Annotated in this window: 21 protein-coding genes and 1 tRNA gene; 13 read left to right on the top strand and 9 right to left on the bottom strand. The window is 52.7% G+C overall.

Going from position 1 to position 20,956, the window contains the following annotated elements; genetic code table 11:
- Window positions 1–160: 160 nt before the first annotated feature.
- Window positions 161–1,051: a phosphoadenosine phosphosulfate reductase family protein gene (locus KTE_RS23330; protein ID WP_201385139.1), complete on the top strand. Its 891-nt coding sequence runs from the start codon at window positions 161–163 to the stop codon at window positions 1,049–1,051.
- A 586-nt stretch (window positions 1,052–1,637) separates the two neighbouring features.
- On the opposite strand, the gene KTE_RS23325 is transcribed toward KTE_RS23330, so the two are convergent.
- From KTE_RS23325 to KTE_RS23305, 5 genes are all read right to left on the bottom strand, one after another.
- Complete coding sequence (locus tag KTE_RS23325) at window positions 1,638–3,212, bottom strand: IS1182 family transposase (RefSeq protein WP_201385137.1); 1,575 nt, start codon at window positions 3,210–3,212, stop codon at window positions 1,638–1,640.
- Window positions 3,213–3,503: 291 nt separating this feature from the next.
- On the bottom strand, window positions 3,504–3,890 hold the full coding sequence (locus tag KTE_RS23320; RefSeq protein ID WP_201385135.1) for a VOC family protein: 387 nt from the start codon (window positions 3,888–3,890) through the stop codon (window positions 3,504–3,506).
- A gap of 120 nt (window positions 3,891–4,010) precedes the next feature.
- Window positions 4,011–4,445 carry an SRPBCC domain-containing protein gene (locus KTE_RS23315; protein WP_201385133.1) on the bottom strand — a complete coding sequence of 145 codons (435 nt, stop codon included), beginning with the start codon at window positions 4,443–4,445 and terminating at the stop codon, window positions 4,011–4,013.
- A 208-nt stretch (window positions 4,446–4,653) separates the two neighbouring features.
- Window positions 4,654–5,103, bottom strand: coding sequence for an SRPBCC domain-containing protein (locus tag KTE_RS23310; protein ID WP_201373732.1), 450 nt, complete (start codon window positions 5,101–5,103; stop codon window positions 4,654–4,656).
- Window positions 5,081–5,449 (bottom strand): ArsR/SmtB family transcription factor, encoded by a 369-nt coding sequence (locus tag KTE_RS23305; protein WP_374226822.1) that lies wholly within the window; start codon window positions 5,447–5,449, stop codon window positions 5,081–5,083. The genes KTE_RS23310 and KTE_RS23305 overlap by 23 nt, the downstream gene beginning before the upstream one ends.
- Before the next feature lie 424 nt (window positions 5,450–5,873).
- Here KTE_RS23305 and KTE_RS23300 point away from each other — a divergent pair, with 424 nt between their 5' ends.
- From KTE_RS23300 to xerC, 5 genes are all read left to right on the top strand, one after another.
- Window positions 5,874–6,359 (top strand): hypothetical protein, encoded by a 486-nt coding sequence (locus KTE_RS23300; RefSeq protein WP_201385131.1) that lies wholly within the window; start codon window positions 5,874–5,876, stop codon window positions 6,357–6,359.
- Window positions 6,360–6,419: 60 nt separating this feature from the next.
- Window positions 6,420–7,412, top strand: a complete 993-nt coding sequence (locus KTE_RS23295) for a hypothetical protein (RefSeq protein WP_201385129.1) — start codon at window positions 6,420–6,422, stop codon at window positions 7,410–7,412.
- Window positions 7,405–8,751, top strand: a complete 1,347-nt coding sequence (gene dnaB / locus KTE_RS23290) for a replicative DNA helicase (RefSeq protein WP_201385127.1) — start codon at window positions 7,405–7,407, stop codon at window positions 8,749–8,751. The genes KTE_RS23295 and dnaB overlap by 8 nt, the downstream gene beginning before the upstream one ends.
- Window positions 8,748–9,053 carry a helix-turn-helix domain-containing protein gene (locus KTE_RS48935; protein ID WP_307811958.1) on the top strand — a complete coding sequence of 102 codons (306 nt, stop codon included), beginning with the start codon at window positions 8,748–8,750 and terminating at the stop codon, window positions 9,051–9,053. Before dnaB ends, KTE_RS48935 begins: the two co-directional genes overlap by 4 nt.
- Before the next feature lie 77 nt (window positions 9,054–9,130).
- Window positions 9,131–10,033: a tyrosine recombinase XerC gene (xerC, locus tag KTE_RS23280; protein ID WP_201385122.1), complete on the top strand. Its 903-nt coding sequence runs from the start codon at window positions 9,131–9,133 to the stop codon at window positions 10,031–10,033.
- Here the strand turns inward: xerC and KTE_RS23275 are convergent.
- Window positions 9,935–10,739, bottom strand: a protein-coding gene (locus tag KTE_RS23275; RefSeq protein ID WP_201387191.1) for an IS5 family transposase whose coding sequence is annotated in 2 segments (ribosomal slippage) — window positions 9,935–10,336 and window positions 10,338–10,739 — 804 coding nt in all. Because the reading frame shifts where the segments join, the coding sequence is not laid out codon by codon here. The two genes, xerC and KTE_RS23275, sit on opposite strands and share 99 nt — an antisense overlap.
- A 112-nt stretch (window positions 10,740–10,851) precedes the next feature.
- Here KTE_RS23275 and KTE_RS23270 point away from each other — a divergent pair.
- The 7 genes from KTE_RS23270 to KTE_RS23240 all read left to right on the top strand — a co-directional run bounded on the left by KTE_RS23270 (window position 10,852) and on the right by KTE_RS23240 (window position 16,254).
- Window positions 10,852–11,217: a tyrosine-type recombinase/integrase gene (locus tag KTE_RS23270; RefSeq protein ID WP_201385120.1), complete on the top strand. Its 366-nt coding sequence runs from the start codon at window positions 10,852–10,854 to the stop codon at window positions 11,215–11,217.
- 60 nt (window positions 11,218–11,277) lie between these two features.
- Window positions 11,278–11,958: a hypothetical protein gene (locus KTE_RS23265; RefSeq protein ID WP_201385118.1), complete on the top strand. Its 681-nt coding sequence runs from the start codon at window positions 11,278–11,280 to the stop codon at window positions 11,956–11,958.
- Between the two features lie 542 nt (window positions 11,959–12,500).
- Window positions 12,501–12,716 carry a hypothetical protein gene (locus tag KTE_RS23260; RefSeq protein ID WP_007909317.1) on the top strand — a complete coding sequence of 72 codons (216 nt, stop codon included), beginning with the start codon at window positions 12,501–12,503 and terminating at the stop codon, window positions 12,714–12,716.
- Between the two features lie 393 nt (window positions 12,717–13,109).
- Window positions 13,110–14,123, top strand: coding sequence for a signal recognition particle-docking protein FtsY (gene ftsY, locus KTE_RS23255; RefSeq protein WP_201385116.1), 1,014 nt, complete (start codon window positions 13,110–13,112; stop codon window positions 14,121–14,123).
- Between the two features lie 15 nt (window positions 14,124–14,138).
- Window positions 14,139–15,026: an acetyl-CoA carboxylase, carboxyltransferase subunit beta gene (gene accD, locus KTE_RS23250; RefSeq protein ID WP_201385113.1), complete on the top strand. Its 888-nt coding sequence runs from the start codon at window positions 14,139–14,141 to the stop codon at window positions 15,024–15,026.
- An 84-nt stretch (window positions 15,027–15,110) separates the two neighbouring features.
- Window positions 15,111–16,097 carry an acetyl-CoA carboxylase carboxyltransferase subunit alpha gene (locus KTE_RS23245; RefSeq protein WP_201385111.1) on the top strand — a complete coding sequence of 329 codons (987 nt, stop codon included), beginning with the start codon at window positions 15,111–15,113 and terminating at the stop codon, window positions 16,095–16,097.
- Window positions 16,098–16,173: 76 nt separating this feature from the next.
- Window positions 16,174–16,254: transfer RNA gene (locus KTE_RS23240), tRNA-Leu, on the top strand.
- Between the two features lie 110 nt (window positions 16,255–16,364).
- On the opposite strand, the gene KTE_RS23235 is transcribed toward KTE_RS23240, so the two are convergent.
- The 3 genes from KTE_RS23235 to KTE_RS23225 all read right to left on the bottom strand — a co-directional run bounded on the left by KTE_RS23235 (window position 16,365) and on the right by KTE_RS23225 (window position 20,519).
- Complete coding sequence (locus KTE_RS23235; protein ID WP_201385109.1) at window positions 16,365–17,501, bottom strand: tyrosine-type recombinase/integrase; 1,137 nt, start codon at window positions 17,499–17,501, stop codon at window positions 16,365–16,367.
- A 164-nt stretch (window positions 17,502–17,665) separates the two neighbouring features.
- Window positions 17,666–17,878: a helix-turn-helix domain-containing protein gene (locus KTE_RS23230; RefSeq protein ID WP_201383946.1), complete on the bottom strand. Its 213-nt coding sequence runs from the start codon at window positions 17,876–17,878 to the stop codon at window positions 17,666–17,668.
- 193 nt (window positions 17,879–18,071) lie between these two features.
- Window positions 18,072–20,519 (bottom strand): hypothetical protein, encoded by a 2,448-nt coding sequence (locus KTE_RS23225; protein ID WP_236600538.1) that lies wholly within the window; start codon window positions 20,517–20,519, stop codon window positions 18,072–18,074.
- Window positions 20,520–20,956 lie beyond the last annotated feature (437 nt).

Here is a 20,956-nt window from a genome sequence, read left to right as displayed (position 1 = left end):
CTCTCCTGGTGTATCTGGTTTTTCTTTGTGTTTGTGAAACGGAGGTGGTAACTCAAATAAGTAAACGAAATGGAAGCAGAGTATTACAAAAGAAGAATATGCAGAATACAATCAGCCCTTATAGCATCAGCTATGAGGGCTTTTCTTATGAGGTGAAACAATGAGCCTCTCTGTTCTGGATGAATATATTGCTGGCCAGTGCCAAGCAACACGGGTTGTCGTCTCCGTGAGTGGTGGGAAGGATAGCATCGCCATGTTGCTTGAGGTGCTGGGAATCGTCCCTCATGAACTGGTGATTGCTCACCATCAAATTGTACTGGAGGACTGGCCTGGAACGGTGGAGTATTGCGAAACCATTTGCCAACATTTAAGCGTCCCCCTCTACTGTACACAGGCAAGCTACAGCGGCTATGAATGCCTAGAGTGTTGCCATCGTTACCTAGTCTCGTGCGCTACTCTTTCAATCCCCTGGTGTCGGGCTTGTGGCTCACGTCAAGCGAAGTACCTGCGCCAAGTGGAAAGTGTGCTTGACCTGGTTGAGTGGCGGCAAGCCTGGCCCTCTCTGTCGGTTCGCTTCTGTACATCCTACTTCAAGCGCGACAACTTCAACTCCTGGGCTAGGGCTAATGCGCACCTGCTGGGTGATCATCCCGTGATCTGCCTAGGTGAACGGGCCTTAGAGTCTCGTGGGCGCGCAAAGTTGCCTATCTGGCGTGAGCGTTCTGGCCTGAAGCAAGGATGGATGCATGAATGGCGGCCCGTGCTTTCCTGGCGACGGATCGAGGTCTTTCAGAAGATGCGAGCCTACCAGATCGAGCCTCACTACTGCTATGAGCTTCAGGGTATGACCCAGCAGGATATGTATGAGACGGATGTAGAGGGCGGCCCTCGCATGTCGTGTGTGATGTGTTTCCTCAAAAGTCCCGAGCAGCTGCGTACTGGCTACTACACCCAGGAGGGCCGGGCTGTGATGGAACGAGCGTTAGCAATTGAAGCCGAAACTGGACACACCATTCAGCATGGACATGCCCTTGCTGAGATGTTGGCATAAAAACTAGGGGCACGGAGTAAGTGCACCGTGCCCCTATAGTCGCTATTCTTTCTAGTGGCTATTACCAGCAGTTACTCTGGACGTACCAAGGAACATATTGCCAGTAACACGTACTGCGGTAGGCCCAGTGATACCCCTGAGATCCCCCACCATAGCCAGGTCCCCCACCCTCACCGGGTTCCACATGAGGCATTACCGCTTTACTTGGCATTTGGGTTGTTACACGAGCGGCTGATGCTGAATATGCTGTACTGGTTAACAGCAATAGGGCAATCAAGCAGCTGAAAGCCGTAAGGTAAACAATCTTGGTATATGCCAAGTGCTTCATTGAGTTCCCCCCTAACTTAGATGCCTTAAATACTCAAGAGCATCTAAACTAAACAAAAACCATCGGATAGCATCAAATGGTTAAACACTAATAAATGCCCTTATCGGGTATGTTTTTTTATAACATCGGAGACAAACTCAAGTGACATTCATAAACACAGCAAAAAGCCACATATTAGCAAACCTCGAGAGTCACGTACATTTTCTGTAATCGCACGTTCTTGTGAGTTGGGCGCGGTCTAGAGAACCGGTCGAGTAATCACGCGGCCTCCTGAAAATCAACTTGAAGGGACTGGGAACGAGCCAGGACATGCAAATTGTGGACGACCGCGTACCGACGCAGATCGAAGAGGTTTTTGCGCAGCCCGCGATAGCGGGCACGTCGTCCTTGCCACCGACCAACATGGGCCAGGGTATGTTCAACGGCGACCCGTTCACGGAGTTTGGCCCGTCCTTCTGGCGCCAGTTGGCGCTCTCGTAACTCGAGAAGCAACGCTTCGTCAGGATGAATACTCACACTGCGCCCTTTGGCACTGGTCGTGCATTGCGTTTTCAACGGGCACCGAGCACAGGTATCCTTGGGAAAATGTACCACGCCGCCAGGCACAAAGGGCATCTCTTGTTCTGCTGGACAACGGATGATCTGCCGATCCCAGTCCAGGAGAAATGCCTGCTTCGAGAAGCGTTTGCCTTGGCGTACGGGCCAGGCTTTGCAATAGACTTCCAGCTCGTGGCTGCGCTCACGGACGAGATGGCTACTCAAATAGGCTCGGTCGATATGCAGTTCCTTCAAACAAATAGCTTGTCGAGCCAAATCTGTGCTGATAGCTTCGGTCACGCTGGCTTCAGGAACATTGGCAGGAGTGACCCCGACCGCACGGATAAGGCCAGTATCTAAATCGTGGAGCACATGTCGCTTGTATCCATCGACACGCACACATCGACTTTTGCGACCATGACGCATCTCGGCGTCTTCGACGCTGATGCGCCGATCTTTTGCCACACCTTTGATCAAACGTGCTTTCCCATTCTCGTCGATCTGCACGTCTTGCTCTTTCACTTGACGAGCGATTTCTAGCGACGGCTCGGCTAGTTCCACCTCATCCTGTTGCAAGGTCTGTACCCATGTTTCCACCGTCTGCAGCACCTTCAAAACCAGGTTCAGCGCTTCTTCCAGCTGCCTTGACTGATCCCAATCCCGGTCAAGCGTCGCTTTCAAGCTCGTTCCACAGACCACGTCTGCTCCTGCCTCGTGCCCTATTTCGACCAATTCTCTTCCTTGTTGTTTGGCCACTACCCCCAGAATCTTTTTGAGCGCGTGCCCGATGAGATTGTACGTATCTTCGACTCGGCCTGCTCCCCATAGCGGGCTGCTATCGAGGGCCGCGCGTAAGGCCCGTGCTCCAAACTCCTGGATTTGGCTGGCCAACTCGATGGTTCGTTCGATCAGCCGCCGATCCTTCTGGGCCTCAATCAGGCGCTTGCGAAAAGCTACCAGTGTCCCTTTGCTGAACGGCGCTTGCTCGGTATCCAGACAATCCAGCACCAATTGCCAGCGCCGATCCATCAGCGTCGCCTCAATGACCTCATCATCCGAGACGCCCGTGTACGCTTGCAGAATGGTAGCTAGGGCTAATCGCGCAGGCGGAACGGGAGGTTGTCCACGGAGGCTCGGCGCATAGAGCGCCGCCAATTCTTCTTGAAACGCGTCATCAAAGAGCTCATGGCGGTGATGACGGAGAAAGACAAATAATTTCGCTCGTTTGATGCGTATGATGATGTTTTGCTCAACAGATGATGGCTCAATCGGAGGTTGCCAGGATGAAGGACGCATGTGGTACTCCTTCGCTCTGCTTTTGTATGCTGAACGGAAAACTTTCCCTTGGGGAAACGTGTCAATCGCGCCCTGCTGCTGGTCATGCATGGCAGAAGTATTCTTGAGATGTGTTCTCTCAGAACCTCTGGGAGGACCGTTCGGGAACAGGAACGTCCTCCAGATTTCGCCAGCAGCAGGGCGCGATTGACACTTGACCTCCCATGGCGTCGGAGCCATCTGCGTAGGATAACTGGCCAAGCCAGCCACGCCGATTACTCCAGCGATAGTTCTGGTTGAATTCGTCAAGGCTCATTCAAGAAGGGGGCGGTAGAGATTCATGTCTTCGGTCGTGTTTACCAAACGAAACACTTGCCCACCTGGAGCCTGAAAATAAAAATGCGCCTTATCCTGATACTCGATTTCCTTGAGGCCAAAGTTGAGAATTTGCTGTTTCAGTTCTTCTGGGCGGTCTGTCCGAAGCTCTAACCATAGTGATTTCAGCATATCTGACACACTTGAGGCGGAATTTTCGTACACCACTCCCAGGTAGAAATCAGGACGAAGCCAGATAAGATCCGCCTGCGGCTTTCTGTCCACTTTGCATCCTAAAACATCACGATAGAAACGCTGAATGTTTTCCCGCTCTGAAGCGAGAACAACCATCTTTGAGTTCGCGCCCAACGATACGCTGGTCATCTGTATCTCCTTAACGTGGAAGTAACTGTTGCATTGAAATGGTCTCAAAAAACACACTCTCGCAGGCAAATCCTCTGAAAAGCACAGGAACAGGACATCGTTCATCACGAAACCATCGCCTTACGAGACAGAGGGAGGAAGCCCAGGGGTGCCTTGCCCCGTCTCCAGGTAAGATTTCAGGCTGTCCAGAAAGTATTTCCAATTTCTGCGTGTCTGTTCATAGCCCCCATCTACTTGAGTGAACCCCTCATGCGTGAAGACCAATGTGGTTCCGTTGTGGACTGGCGTGAGTTGCCAGGTAACGCTGGTCCCTGCCCATGGTGGAGGGCCTTGTCTGGAAATCCAATGCACTTTTTTGTCCTGCTCCAGTCCGGCCACCTCAAACTGAAGAACACCAGCAGGGGGCCTGAAGCGAAATTCCGCCAGCGAGCCTACCTCTGGTTTGAGTCGTGCCTTGTCAGCCCACCATTGAATGATTTCGCCCTGCTGAGTTATAGCGTCCCAGACGCGCTGCGGGGCGGCTTCTATCGTAATTTCCTCGACGATAGCTGTCATCGTTGTTCCCTTTCCTTGAATGCCGGTATATGACAATACTTAATCTATCGGTTAAGTATTGAGATAAAACGAAAGGTTGTATGTGTTACGCAACTATACTTAACTGGTAGGTTAAGTATAGTTGAAAAAAGGGAATGCTGTCAAGGGGGGCTTGCCTCCAGATTTTCTGCTCTGCCTGGATCTCGCGCTGTGAAGTCGGGGCAGCACGTTACAGGTCGAGATGGGGGGAGGAGAGTACCGAGGCCAGCGCATCGAGCATGGAGGGCCAGCCACCTCCAATCAGCGCGCGTAATTCTGGAGTGTTCAGCCGTTCGTGGGTCAGCACAACTTCGGTCACCGGACCCTGGTCGAAAAATTCCAGAGTGACCACAGTTTCTCTCTGCGGTATCGCTCCGCCTGACCAGGTAAAGACCAGTTTTTCGGGGGGAATGATGTGCAGGTAGGTGCCAGCGATGGAACCGCCGTTCTCTAAATCGAAACAGAAGGACCCACCAGCACGCGCGTCGAGCGAACGCACCGTCATGCTCATGCCCCTGGGTCTCAACCAGGACTCCAACGCCTTTGGTGTGATCCAAGCGCGGAACACACGTGCGCGTTCGGCGAGAAATGTCCGTCGCAGGACGAGAGTGGTGTCGTTAGGAGATGCGGGAGGGATCATCGGGGTCGTGCTCCTCTTCTGATGTCATGTGCAGGTAGGTATCCAATGCATCGAATTGGGTTTCCCAAAACTGCCGGTAATGTTCAAGCCAGGTGGCGGCCTCTTTCAGGGGACGAGCAGCGAGGCGAAACAGGTGCGTGCGCCCCTCCTTGCGATGCAAAATCAGCTCCGCGTGTTCCAGCACGCGTAAATGCTTGGAAATGGCTGGCACAGAGATAGAGAAAGGCCGCGCTAGTTCCGTTCCCGAAGCCTCACCGTGGGCCAGGCGTTCTAAGATGGCCCGGCGTGTGGGATCTGCGAGGGCAAAAAAGACGGTATTGAGTTGCTCTGGCGAATCGTTAACCATATCGTTAAGTATACAAAGATGGTGAAGCAGTGTCAAGGGTCACGTTCCACGTCGGTTGTATAGATCGGGAGGTGTGGATGTTACGCCTGGTGCTGGACGGGATACTTGCCCTGTCACGGAGCACTCCGGATCTTGATTACTTGACCGGTTCTCTAGTAACACGCGCTCTTCTCTGATAGAGAGAATCATCTGGAGGGCTTTCTGTCTTGAAAGGAGACCCCATGGTTAAAGCAGTCCGCATTGTTTGGAGAGTGTTGAGCATCATTTTTATGGCCTTCATGGTCTTCATCCTGGTCTTAGTCGCTTACCATGACCCTGCCAAATTTTTTCAGCACTTAGAAACGTCGTTCTTGGAATCGGAGCCTCTCTTCTTATTCTTGGCTTCATCTTCCGGCAATTCAAACGAAGATAAGGAGGTCACTTCATGTTCAATTTCTGGCTCACGTGGCGCTATCGATTGAAGTGGAAACGTGATTTGCTTCTCTGGAAGCTGAAAGACTTCAACGAGCGCTTTAATCCTTATGCACAGATAGCAGACCTAACCAGTTATACCCAACACCTGAAAGATCTTTTAAACCATGCTTCGTGTGTCTGTGGAAAGCGCCTGGACCTGAAAAACGCCTATGGTTGTATCGAGTGTGAGCACTGTCATGGTCTTGCTATTGCTGACTGGCCTCATCATTGCGACGCATACCTGGGAGACGGTCACTATTGGTGCAAGTTCTGTGTCGCTGACGTGGCCTGCAAGTACCAGTTGGTCTCATCTGAAGAGCAGGAAGACTTTCAGGCTGATCCTGATATTGCGGTTGAATGGGTTGCTATGCTTCCTGACGAACGATTTTTGCACCTGGTACAGGAGGCTGAGCAACGTTTGACTTCTGTTGAAAATGGTGCGGGCGCGGTCGAGTGACACGCGCCTTTTCTTTTCCCCACGTTTTGTAACGCGTCCACGAGAGAAAGGAAAGTGTGTATGGCTTCAAAGCGTTGTCTTCCCACGCGTTTCTTTGAGGACCCCGATGTGATGAGCCTGAGCAGCAAGGACGCCCAGTTAATTTTGATTGGCTTGGTGCTTATGGCTGATGATGAAGGCCGCGAACTGGCTCACGCATCCCTGATCAGTCGCAAACTAGATTATAACCCCGACTTGGTTGAGCAAGTGCTTTCTGAGTTAGAAGCCAATGAACTCATCATTCTTTACCAGGTCGGCCGCCACCGTTACTATAGCCTGACCCGCTGGAAGCATTGGCAAAGTCTGAGCCTGGCAAAGATCACGCCCTCAAAGCATCCTGCACCGCCTTTAGAAAGGGGAGAAAAGACGGTTTCGCCTTCGCCTGAAGATGAGAGCGAACGTTCCCTGGGAAATGACGGAATTCCCCAGGGAAATTCTGGGAAATCCGGCGAAAGTCCGTCCCAATATAATTTAAGTCAATATAATTTAAGTCAACGTAAGCAAAGTGAAGAGCAAGGCCCCGAAGAGCAACCGTCACCGCCTGCAAATGTTATCCCTTTTCCTCCCAGCACAGACAGCGACGACGCCCATGGAGAGCAAAAAGGAAAAGACCTTGAAGCCCTCACTGCCCAAGTTGCTACGATTCTCCAACTGCCTGCAAACGCTGCCCTGTCTCGTCTCGTGCATGAGTTCTCCCAGGAACCTGGTCTCTCACTGACAGGCGAAGCCGACGCCGCACGCGAATGGATTGATGACCGGCAGCGCAACCGCAAGGGTAAACGCATGTCACCCGCCTTTTTCCGTGAGTGGCTCAAACGAGAATGCGCAAGCATACACAAACGACGATCGTCATTGTCTGAACATGAGGCGACGGGCACCGAGAACACGACACCCACGTCCCCCCCAATGAGCAAGAGCTTGGCCGGGAAAAGTTTGATGCACATGGAGCAGCAATACCAACAGTTCCAGGCCCAGCGCGGCCCGCGAAAGCGAGGGATGACGCACGATGGTTGAACGACTTCCCCCCTCCAACCTGGAAGCAGAAGCCGCGCTTCTCGGAAGCCTCATCATCGACCCTGAAGCGATTGGCTTGATCGCTGATATCCTCTCGCCTGACGATTTTTACCGCCAGGCTCACAGCACCATCTACGACGCGATACGGACCCTCTATGAGCAACAAGAACCAGCCGACCTGATCACACTCTGCGATGAGCTTATCAGGCGCGACAAGCTCGATGAAGTAGGCGGCGACGACTATATCACCTCTCTGGTGAACACCGTCCCCACAAGCGGCAACGCCGAATACTACAGCCGCATTATTGCGCGCACCGCTCAGGCCAGGCGGCTCATCCATACTGCAGGTCAAATCGCGGCCACGGCCTATGAAGATGACGAACAGGCCACAGAAAAAGCGGAACAACTCATTTTCTCGCTCTCGCAAAGGCGCGGCACATCTGACTTCGCATCGGTCAGTTCCATCCTAAGCGACTGTATCACGATGCTAGAAACAGCCAGTAACCGCGAAGGGAAGCTATTAGGCGTCCCAACGGGCTTCAATGTCCTGGATGTTCCCCTGGGTGGGCTACAACCCTCTGACCTGATCATCCTGGCGGCGCGTCCCGCTGTTGGCAAGACCAGCTTTGCCCTGAACGTGGCTTACAATGCGGCCTATCACCATCAGCAACGCGTGGCGGTCTTCTCCCTGGAAATGAGTAAGCATCAGCTGGGCATGCGCCTTTTGTCGATGGCGTCGGAACTAGATCAACAACGACTACGCATGGGCTGGATTCAAGATCACGAGTGGGAAAAGGTGAGCGAGGCGGCGGCCACGCTTACTACAGGCTCCATCTGGATCGATGATACAGCCGGGATAACGCCCTCTGCCATGCGAAGTAAGGCGCGTCGCCTTCAGGCGCAGCAAGGGGTAGACCTGATCATTGTGGACTACCTCCAGCTGATGCACGTCTCCCAGGAGAAGCGCACGCAAAACCGAGAGCAGGAGATCGCGGAGATCAGCAGCAACCTCAAGGCCCTGGCAAAAGAATTAAACGTGCCTGTCCTGGCTCTCGCGCAACTCTCCCGAGCGGTCGAGAGTCGTCAGGCAAAAATCCCCCAACTCTCGGACCTGCGAGAGTCAGGAGCCATCGAGAACGACGCCGATGTGGTGCTCTTCATCTACCGCGAAGAGCTCTATAACCCCGACAACGAAGAGGCCCGCAACACGGCCGACATCATCATTGCGAAGCATCGCAATGGCCCTGTTGGAACCGTACGCCTGGCCTTCAATGCCAGTCAAACCCGCTTTGCCCCTTTGGAAGTAACTTCAGTAACAGAAAGTGAGATATCCGAATGACACAGCGACAAAAACATCTGACTCTGTCTCAAAATCGCAACGTTGAAAGCTCACCTTTGAAACCCGCTGGGAGGTTGTCAGTTATGCCGAGAACAAACAGAAAAGCAACACAGGAGCAACCAGCAGTATCGTATCTGACAGCTCCCCAGGTTGCTGCAAGCCTTGGTCTCTCGCGAAGTCAGATATATGCAATGGTAGCAGAACGCTCTATCCCTCATTATAAAATTGGTGGAGCTATCAGGTTTCATCCTGAAGAGATCAATGAATGGCTCGCTCTGTCTCGGGTTCCCGCAATACAGTAGGTAGTAGTTGTAGAGACAAGTAAGAAATAGTCCCGCCTATGGCTCATAGGCGGGATTTCTTTGTGGAGTAGAACAACATGGGCAGAAAGCCACACTATGGCGAAGGCAGTGTCTTCGAGCGCAAAGACGGACGCTGGGAAGCAATTGTCCCTAATTTCAGTGGTACAGGGAAGCGCAAATCTTTTTACGGAAAGACAAAGACGGAAGCCAGGAAGAAGCGGGATGAGGCACTTGCGAAATTGGCACGCGGAGAGTATGTTGACGTAAGTAAAATGAAAATAGGAGAGTACCTGGAGTACTGGCTTGAAAATCATGCAGCTACTGTTAAATTGACGAGCACCCAGCTCTACCGTTCTATGATTAAAGTACATTGTATTCCCCACCTGGAACATATCCCTCTTCAAAAACTAACTACCCAGGATGTTCAGCATATGTGTACTGAGATGAGCAAACAGGGCCTTGCTCCACGAACCGTTGACAAAGCGCATACGGTTCTCTCCCAAGCCCTCTCTGATGCTGTGGACCTGGGCAAGATCGCAAAGAATCCTTGCCTGCATGTGAAGCTTCCTCGTGCAGAAAAACGAGAACCAATTATCCTGGACGAGGAGCAGGCACGTCGTCTAATCCAGGCCGCACGCGAAGCGCAAAGTGAGAAGCGTTACATTGGCACGATTGTTTTGCTTCTGATCAGTACAGGCATGCGCATTGGCGAATTGCTAGCTCTGCATTGGAGCCAGATTGACTTTGAAAAGAAGGAGCTGCGCATCGCGGCCACCGTGAGCTATGATCAGACAGCACGTATACTTCTTGAGACTGGTCCCAAGTCAGATACCAGCCATCGCACGCTTCCACTTCCTAAGAATGTGTTTGCTAAAGAAAATTTAGCCAGTCAATTTGGAGAGTCGAGCCAGCATGAGTCTACTGAGAGCCACATGGATGAATGCCTCGCTGGTATCGCAGCGACCCTCAAAGTCGCGTGAGAGGCGTCGACAGCGAGAGATCCAGGAGAACGTTCGCTCTACCACCCATCGACGAGGTTGGACCTGGAAGCAATGGGCCGTGCGCAGTTTGATGACCTGCACGCTCCAGGCAAAATGCTCGTTGATCCAATCGGCAAACGTGCCAGCATATGCGCTATCGACCCACACATGCTTCATCCGAGGATATCGGTTAGGCCCATCGGCAAGCAAGAGCCTGCCACCATCACGATCCTGGATGTCGGCGGCATGGACACGCACTGCCTGCACGAAGCCTTCGGTATCAACGAGCAGGTGGCGTTTTCTGCCGAACCTTTTTTTTCCCCGCATCGTAGCCGCGCTCTCCACCGCGCACCGCGCTGGTCTGGATGGTTTGGCTATCGATGCTTCCGGCAGAAGGGTCTTCGTCTCGTCCCAGCTCTTGGCGCAGACGTTTGCGCAAGTGGCTGTGGATACGTTCCCAGGTTCCATCGAGCTTCCAGTCACGGAAGCACTGATACACTGTTTGCCAGTTGGGCAAATCGTGAGGCATCATGCGCCACGGCTCTCCACTGCGCAGAATGTACAAGATGCCATTGATGATCTCCCGCCGCTCAATTTCGGCTGGTCGGCCTTCGGTGGAAGGCTTGGGCACCAAAGGCTCAAGAATGGCCCATTGGGCGTCAGTAACATCACTTGGGTACGCTGGTCGATTTCGGTGGGTAAGTATCACTCTGACTCCTTCTTCTGGCTCAGTTGGTCGCAACGATCTCCTTTCTTTTCCTTATCGGCAAATTTTCCATTAGCAAACAGTTTCTAAGCTAGCCATAGAGGCATTAAGTGTGCATCGCCTGAACCAGATTGAACAACGCCTGGAAGCAAACAAATGGGTAGAGAGCGACCTGATCTTTGCCAATCCAAGGACCAGATCAGGGCATATGTGGGATAGCACCGTGCGCGCACACTTCTATGCCTTCCTCACCAAGGAATGCAACTTGCCTGCCAAACGGGCAAATGGGATTGTCCCACACGACTTACGGCACAACGTCGCCACGGCCCTGCTCGCCGCAGGTGTCCCGATGAAGACTGTCTCGGAGATGTTGGGACACTCTGACATTCGCGTCACGGTCAATATCTATGGACACGTGACCGAGAAGATGCAGCAAGTCGCGAGCAATGAGATTGATCGTATTTATGGACAGGGGTAATCGATGTGGTAAAATCGTTATAGTGTGGTATACGCAAGAGTAGGTTCAGGAGGAGAGGTCGTGAAGAAAGTAACACGGGAAGATCAGAAAATAGAACGTGAGAAACAGAATACGTTACTGCGTGCCTATGGATATCATTGGAAACGTACGGATCAATTAACAAGTGAACAATGGCGTAAAGTGCCGATTGATGAAGATCAAATGGAGCTGCCCAAATGGGTTTTACTTTCACCACTTGAAATGCCTGTTAACGAGATAGCTATTCTTCGGTGGTTAGGCAAGCGTGGTGCTGATAAAGAGGATGTGCTTCAATTTCTTAGCAAGCATGATTTTAGCATATTAGGGAAAGATGAGCACAATATTTGGAGAATACAGTCTCCTGATGGAAATATTGTCAATCTCAAACAAGCGTTACAGGCAATCGAGAAAAAAAGAATAGATCAGGCCGAAGAGAAAAAGCTTGCTGAAAAGAAACAATTTGAAGAAGAAATAGAGCAAAGCGCTTTAAGTCTGAAGAGTGTGTTGGACCTTCACGGGCAGGCCATGAACCCTGCTCATGCGTGGGGATATAGCTCGCATCCTCTTGCAAAACGTTTACCCGATGGCAGGATTGAAGTCACAACATATCACTTTGAGAATGAATGGCGTACCGACATTCTAGAGACTGAATTAGATGTGGTCCGCTATCTCTACACAGATGGTGATGGAGGATGGGATGTAGGTGAATGGGAGAAGGCGTGATGTTGAAGGCAGGGCACTAAGATAAAACTACCAACGGGCCAGTGATTCTTCCTGGCCCTCTCTTTTGTCCAAATTTGTGGCAAACATCATGCTTTTTTCTTCATACTGCTGTCAACACTGCTGTAAATTTGTTCATTCATCTGCATGAGGTGACTTGTATAGCTGCATCAGTATACATATGTGTGTTATGCTGGAAGTAAGAAGCAAAAGAACGCGGGTGTTCCGAGCGTTGTCCTCGCAATTTCACGCTCAGTAGGGAAGGCGTAGCCAGGGATGTCTGTTCTCTTGTTTCACCTCTCTTCTATGTGCCTGGTTGGTGAAGCGCTCTTGCACCTCCCCCAGGAACATGAATATTTCTTCACATACTTGCTGACATTGGGATGGAGTTGTGGTATGATAGGAGAGGCATGGATTAGACCTGCTGTGGGGATGCGGATGCAGCGGCGGAGGCTCCCCCCTCGGCTTACTTTTTTGTTAAGCCTCGCTTGAACCTGGTTAGGCAAGCGAATATACCCTCCAGAGAGAAGGAAGGAGGCGATTTCGTGGAAAACGCATTTCCTCGGTGTCGCAAATGTAGTGAAGGTGATCTGGTTCCGCTTTCGGATTTCGGTAGCCAGGGAGCTTCCATCGAGTACAAGGCATGGGTCTGCACCAACCCCTCCTGCTTGTACAATATAAAAATCCGTAACGGCGACATCATCATTAACGAACCTATCAGTGACGGCTCACTCCACTCATATCGTAGCGGTCGCCAATAGGGCTGAGATGTTGTTTCGCTTTGCACGTCTTTGGGTGGTTTCAACCGCTCATTGACGTGTATTGCTTTTTAGCAGCGTTTCTCCTGCTAAAATGTCATTCTGCACGATGAGCATTTTTGGCCCTCTTGTCCTGTTCCGCGCCACAATGTTATACTCTGTGGGGACTGGAGTTCCCGCCGTAGGACATCATGGCGTGGAGGTCGACTCCTAGAAGCTCTCGGGCACACCGAGGGAGATGTCGCTCTCTTTCGCTTTCCTGCTAAAGAGAGGGTCACTCACTTTTATCCAGGTGAGCATAGTGATCTATTTTTTCTTTCGCCTGGTAAAGGGACTGCTTTTATACATAACGCACTTATACGTTCAGCATAGAGATACATAAGGAGTCAACACAACGTGTTCAATCGCTTCTTTGGGCAGAAACCACAAGAAGATCCCGACGACAAGAATCAGGGTCCTGCTCAGGAACGAGCAGGAGATGCTCCTTCCCGTCCAGAACAACAATCACCACAACGCTTCGGCTTTCTCAACCGCACACGTCAGCTCTTTAGTCGCATGAGTGAGGTCGTAGAAGAGACCGATCTGATCACGGATGAGATGTGGGATGATCTCGAAGAGTCGCTGCTGGCCGCAGATGTCGGTCCCAGCACCACCATCTGGCTGATTGAACGCCTGCGCCGGCGTGCCGAAGACGAGCATATGCGCACCGGCGCCCAGGTGCAACGCGCCTTACGAGAAGAACTGGTCATGCTGCTTGGCGATCCTTCCCCACTGCGCCTCTCGCAACGCTCTCCCCTGACAGTTATTCTTGTCATCGGAGTCAATGGCTCTGGGAAGACGACCTCCATTGCGAAAATGGCCCACCGTCTCTCGCGCGAAGGTCGCCAGGTCATGTTGGCCGCGGCCGACACCTTCCGCGCTGCCGCGATTGATCAGCTCAAAGAATGGGGGCAGCGCGTCTCCGTTCCCGTTATCAGTCAACAACCAAACGCTGACCCGGGCGCGGTCGTCTATGACGCCATTCAGGCCGCTCAATCGCGTGGCAGCGATGTCTTGATCGTTGATACCGCTGGTCGCTTGCATACTAAGTATAATCTTATGGAGGAGCTTAAAAAGATCAACAAGGTCATTCAGAAGTTTATCCCTGATGGCCCACATGAGCTGCTCATTGTTATCGATGCGACGACCGGACAGAACGCGCTCTTGCAGGCGCGTAAGTTCGCGGAAGACATTGGCCTGACAGGCGTCATTATTAGCAAATTGGATAGCACCGCCAAGGGTGGGTTCGCGTTTGCCGTTGCCGACGACCTGGGTGTGCCCATTAAATTCATTGCAACAGGTGAGAAGGTCGAAAACTTGATTCCCTTTGATCCACAGAGCTTCGTTGCGGCTCTCTTCACACAAGAATAACCAGGAGGACCTAGTATGGTGAAAGAAGCGGCTGCTCCATCGAACAGTTCCACCTTCTCGGCAGCACGCGCGCAGTCTTCGCTCACTGCGATGGGCAATATTGTTGTCAAATGCCCAAAATGCAAAGAGATTTTATATGGACGCGACTGGGAGAAGAATCAAAAAGTCTGCTCACGCTGTAACCATCATTTTCGCTTGACGGCACGTGAACGCATTACGCTGCTCGTCGATTCCAATAGCTTTGAAGAGACGGATGCCACCATGATTCCAGGCGATCCGCTCAAATTTACCGCCCGTCCCGCCAATATGGCCAATCAGCCTGACTACGCCAATAAGCTCATCGAGGAACGGCAGAAAGCCGGCCAGAACGAGGCGGTCGTCAGCGGCATTGCCACCGTCGATGGGCAGCCCCTGGCCCTGGCCGTGATGGACTTCCACTTCATGGGTGGCAGCATGGGGTCCGTCGTGGGAGAGAAGATTACGCGCACGATTGAGCTGGCCATTGAGCGCCAACTGCCAGTGCTGGTCGTCTCCACGTCGGGCGGTGCTCGCATGCAGGAAGGCATCTTCTCCCTCATGCAAATGGCCAAGACCTCGGCCGCGCTCGCCAAGCTTGGTGAGGCTGGACTCCCTTATTTTAGCCTGCTCACTGATCCCACCACAGGCGGCGTCTCAGCCAGTTTCGCCTTCCTGGGCGATGTGATCCTGGCCGAACCCGGTGCGCTTATCTGCTTTACCGGCCCTCGTGTGATTGAAGGCTTTATGCACATTAAGCTGCCCGAAGGAACCATCAATTCCAACTTTGCCCTGGAACACGGCATGATCGACACAGTCGTTCACCGCCACGAACTACGCCAGACGCTCTCGCGCCTACTCACCATGTATGCGCCCTCAACCAAATAGGGAAAGGGAGTCTGCTTGCGTCCATCTTGTGTTCTGGTATCTCATTTAGATAGAGGATTAGCCAAGTAGAGGAAGATACATACGATGCCTTATGATCTAGACTTTGAAAAGCCGCTCGCGGAGTTGGAAAAGAAAATCAATGGACTTCAGCGCAAGGGCGAGCGCTTAAAACCAGATGAAACCAAACAGCTACAAAGCCTGGAAAATGATCTGCGTAAACGCACCGAGGAGATCTACAGCAACCTGACCGCCTGGCAAACTGTGCAGGTCGCGCGCCATAAAAACCGCCCCTACACCCTCGACTACATCAAGCATATTTGTGATGACTTCTTTGAACTGCACGGCGATCGCTCCTTTGCCGACGATCACGCCATTGTCGCCGGCACCGCCCGCCTGGGAGAGCAGACCGTCATGCTCATCGGGCATCAAAAGGGACGCGATATGAAAGAGCAACAGTATCGCAACCTGGGCATGCCCCATCCAGAAGGCTATCGCAAAGCCTACCGCATGATGCAGCAGGCCGAAAAGTTTGGCTTCCCCATCATCAACCTCATCGATACCTCGGGCGCCTCCCCTGCCCTGGTGGACGAAGAGCGCGGCCAGTCCGAAGCCATCGCCTCCTGCCTCTATCTCATGCCCCGCCTGCGCGTACCCATCCTCGCCATCGTCATTGGTGAGGGCAACAGCGGTGGCGCGCTCGCCATCAGCATCGCTGACCGCATCCTCATGTTTGAGCACAGCTACTACACCGTCGCGGCCCCCGAGGCAGCGGCCAACATCATCTGGCGTGACGCGGGCCAGGCTCCTCTGGCAGCCGAGGGACAGCGCATTCGCGCCAAGGACCTGCTCACCTTCAAGATCGTCGACGAGGTCATTCCAGAGCCACTAGGTGGAGCACACCGTAATCATCACCTGGCAGCCGAAGCGCTCAAAATCTCCCTCCTGCGCAACCTTGAAGAGCTCAAGCAGCTCCCCACCGACGAGCTACTTGCCAAACGCTACGAGAAGTTCAGAGTCATCGGTCAATTCGACCACGAGGTACTCGAAACAAACTCAGAAATTGGGGGGTGATCCCCTTGACTTCTGTTCGTGAATGCGCTATTATAGGCATCGCAAGTGGCGAATACGCCTTGCATCACGAACACCTGCCGGTGTGGCGGAACGGTATACGCGTCTGTCTCAAAAACAGATCCCGCAAGGGTTGAGGGTTCGAATCTCTCCACCGGCACCTCCCTCTTATGAGGACGACGCTCTCAGGCCCATTCTAGACGCTCCTGAGGGTGTTTCCCTTTTTGGCGAAACGCATCGTTGACAGCAAAAATGACAGCAAAGCAGTCTCTAGCTCCCCAGGGCATCGTTGAGCTTCCTCATCGCCTCCTGCTGCATCGTCGGCAGCACGTGAGAGTACACGTCCAGCGTCATATTGATCCGGCTGTGCCCCAGGATCTCCTGAACGATCTTGGGATGCACCCCCATACTCAGCATGAGCGTCGCGGCGCTGTGCCGCAGGTCGTGAAAGCGAATATTCGGCAGCCCTGCTTTCTTGAGCAGTTTCTTGAACGGCTCCTGGATATCCCTATCCGGGTTTACATGCGTCCCCACGGACGTGCAGAACACATAATCGTGCTCCTCCCACCGTGGCCCGGCCTTCAACTTCGCCTCCAGCTGGCGCACGTGGTGCTGTTTGAGACCCTCCAGCACAAAAGAGGGTAACACGATATTCCTCCTACTCTTCTCGCTCTTGGGCTCGTCCTCGATATATCCCTTCCCCGAGACCCTGCTTGGGATGCGCGTCAGCACCCGGCGAATCTGAAGCTTCCCGGTAGCCAGGTCAATGTCGCGCCACTTCAGGCCCATGATCTCGCCCCGACGCATCCCGGTCCCGATGGCGAGCAGGAAGAGCGCCTCCTGGGGGCATCCCCGAACGGTGGTGAGAAACTGCTGAGCCTGCTCCAGGTTCAGCGTCTCCAGTTCTATGTGTTTTCGCCGCGGCGGCGAGACTAGATCGCAGACGTTATACGCCATGAGCCTCCAGCGCATAGCGTGGTCCAGGGCCTTATGCAACACATTGTGAAAGCTAATTACAGTGGTGGCCGAGAGCCCCTCCCGCAGTTTACTGTTGTAAAACGTCTGGAGGTGTTGCGGGGCCAGCTTTTGTAGCATGTGGTGCCCCAGCGCCGGCAAGAGATGAAGGCGAACGATTTCCTCATACCGCTCATAGGTACGAATACGAATGCTCTGCCGGTGCACCTCCTCCAGCCAGTACTCAAGGTAGTGCTTAATGGTCTGCTGCGGCGCCGTGATCATCCTCCCTTCCTGCTGCTCGTGAAGCGCTTTCTTAAGTTTTTCCTGCACCTCCTTGCGCGTCTTTCCGTACAGCGTTTTCCGTTTGCCATTGTCCAGGGAGATGGCGGCGGCCCATCTGCCATCATTCCTGTGATAGATAGATCCTTCACCGTGGCCTCGTCTTGCCATGGGGTAAAGCTCCTTTTCAATCTATTCTCAGTGCAAAGCTGCACCGGCCTCTAGAGTACCATGATGAGGATTTGTTGTGAACATACGTCCTACAAAAATCCTATGTGATTCGGATCTGCGCATAATGAGTGATTGGTAAAGTTGGTCTCTCATACGCATTTCGCTCATGTTCCACCAGAATCCTTTGCCTGCCTCTCCTTTAGCCAGAGCACCAGGTCCTCCTGCGAGACCCGTATGGCACGCCCAAATCTTTGGACCGGTAAGTTCTCCTTTTCAATTAATTCGTAGACCTTGGTTCGACCCAGGTTCAGCACCCTGGCAACCTGAGAAATCGTCAAAAGTAACTGAAGAGATGGCATACCATCACGCTGTTCCATAACCGCTCCTTTTCATAATCATCAATCTTGGCTACAAGAAATCCTCAATAAGATCACTCACCCCACACCAGCTTTTATGTTTGAGCTTTGGCCATTTTGTAGAGGCTCTAAAAGATTGAGATAAACACGTGATTTCTCGTGCTTTTGCATATACGACATACATATGCTGTCCAGCAAAGCGCTACTTCCGCCCTTAGAGGGAGACGTCTTCTCTTACCTGTTCAGGCCCAACAACAGCTGAGTGAGCATACCATTCCAGCCATGCAAGAATCTGCTGCTGGTTGGCCAAATGCCAGACCCGTTCTGGATTGCCCCTCTCAATAATTTCAATGACTCGTCGACGACTTCGAGGGGCCAGGCGCACACCAATAGAATAGCGATCAGTATCAATACGCTTGACCAGAGCACGCATCCATTGCACCAAGGGGCGTGGTAAATTGGTGAGGAGCGTCTGCTCTTCTTCTGCAGGAAGCCTCTGGGACTCAGCCCATGCCAGATACGTCTGTATCTCATACATCACCTCTGCATCATTGGGGTCATATGGGGCGGAAAGAACTTCATTCACCGCCACCTGACGATACCTCTCGTAGTCCTGTGGGGTAAAGAAGTCTCCGTCAAGGTCCACAAAGAGATAGCCGGAGCGCTCCAGGCCTTGTGCACCGCCTTTGGCCCAGAACTCCTGCAACCGTCCAGTTTCGATGATCACCTCGTGGGGAAGTGGGCGTTTTCCCTCACCTGGCGTGATGCTTCCACTGCGCGCGGCGACTTCCAGCACCCACTCCAGATGGTTATAGGTCAATCCACCGTTGAGAATCCATTGCGCCCAGGCCACCATTTCGGCGGGAGGCTCTTCCTGCCCCTCCACATACTCCCGGTATTTCTTGATCACCCATCCTCCCCCGAGTCTGGCCTCACGGCGTCCAGGATCAGGAAACCAGGTGCGCACCAGGGCATCCACTGCCGCCACATGCAGCCACTCCGGGCGCTCACGCATACGCTTGAGGTAGACGCCAACGTTTTCACTCGTCTGGTTAAAGCGCTGTGAGTAGTCCAGAGCCAGCGCCTCAAGCATTTCATGGGTAGCCGGTTCATACACACGCTTCATTGCAGCAACCTGATCCCGAAGGGAGAGAAAAGGACCATCACTCTCCTCACTCGTGGAAAGGGGGGAGGCCTCCTCCTGGGCTGGCGAAGAAAGCGTGGGAGAAGACGCCTCAATGACCTCTCTGCGAGAACAGACCGCCGATGGTCGACCTTGCTGCTCTCCGGCATTCGCAAAACCGTCGACCTGTTTTTTTGTAAAACCCTGTTCTCTCAATTCATCTTCACTTTTTTCATGTATTTCTTTTTTTGGTAATTGATCGTAATTGAGAGAATTGAATTCAACGCGCGCACGCGCGTGTGCACGCGTATGGGTCTCCTGGGTCTGTGTTTGCATGCCACACAAGTCGACGGTTTCTTGCACCAAAGGTCGACGATCCTCCACAGCAGTCGATGGTTTGGGTTGAAGTCGACGTTCTCCTCCAACAGTCGACGAGTCGGGCAAAGGTGGTCGACCTTCTTCCACTCTCGTGGACGTTTTCTCGGCGCAAGTCGATGAATCAGATGGAGCCAACGAGTCGCGTTGAGGTCGACGATCTGCTTCCACCACCTGAGAAGAAGGTCGACGTTTCTGTGACCTCATTGTTCGATCATTCTGCATCACATCATTCAATACACTCATTTGGGTTCGCGATGGCGAGGAAATCGACGCTTTCTCATCAGGTGGTTGTGGTGAGGCCGACTCCGTCGGACGGATGACCTCCTCCCATACAATCGTGGACATCGATGCTCTCACCGCAGGGGTGATACGCATCCCATAGGATTGCATCATCGCCACCAAGCGCTCAACTATATGCACCACCTGATCTTCTTTGCTGGATGGGTCGCCATGCCTTTGCATTGAACGATCATGTCCTTGTTCGTTTGGTTCCTGTGTAGGAGGTGGGACAAGGCTCAGATGAATTGAACGGGATTTCACGTCCATTGCTTCCTTTCCATGATGAGTGTCTATAGAGCAAGAGGTCTCCGTCCCTATCGCGACCCGTTGTAACGCGCGTGAACGCCTGACACTTTTGCGTCGACCCGATAACTGTTGTACCTGCTCCGCGCATACTGGCAAACAAGGCGTCGGTGTCAGTGGAAAATAATAGTTGGTCCCCATGCCTTTGGGCTGTTTCACTTTGAGCAAGAGACCTGCGGCTTGTAACACCGAGACGTATTTTGCGGTGGTGTCATAGCACCAGGGCCAGGCAAACGAAGGTGAGGTACAGAAAGCGCGAAGGCTCTGGATCGTGAGCGCAGCAACTGGTTGGGAACCTTCATGAGGGACAAGAGGAATCTGTTCAAGGTGAGCCACACGAAGCCAGTGAGCAAGAAATGCGTGCCCATTGAGACAGCGTCGGTCCTGTGGGAACCCAAACACCTGCTGTACCTGCTCGAGCAACGCCAGGGGAACCACGTGCAGAGCATGCTGTGCAATCACCTGCTCCTCATGCACTTCCACACCTGCTGGAGGAGAGGAAGGACCATATTCAGGAGCATCTGCTGGTTGCAGGATACTCGCTTTATTGAGCATGTTGTTCTGTCTACCTTTCATCATGATAAGGCCATGCGGTCCTCATGTGCTTGTTGGTCGTGGAGAATAGCGGGGGGGTAGGGAGGCATCACGTGAGAACCACACGACCTGCTTCTAGTGTACTGAAAAACCCTCCCAAAAGGGAAGAACAAAACCACCCAATAGTGGGCGAAGTACTTCGCAATTTTGGGCGAAGTTGAACGCATGCAGAGCGACACAACATGTTTTTTTCTTTGCGTCTCTTGCTTCTATCTGCCCTCAATCCGCACCACAAGCCAATCGAGTAACATGAGAACGCACATCATTGACGAGGAGGTAGGCAACACACACTTCAACTTGGATTTTCGCTCCTTTCTTCCCGGAAATGCGCTATTGACCCAAGATGCTGTTTTTGGGTACAACAAGAGTGGAAGTGCTATTCATCCAAAGGGGATGAATGGAGCCTGGCTATGTCCGGGATT

The sequence above is a fragment of the Ktedonobacter sp. SOSP1-85 genome (assembly GCF_016587415.1).
Classification (GTDB): domain Bacteria; phylum Chloroflexota; class Ktedonobacteria; order Ktedonobacterales; family Ktedonobacteraceae; genus Ktedonobacter.
Note: the sequence above shows the minus strand (reverse complement) of the source record. Positions and strands in the feature narration are given on the sequence as shown.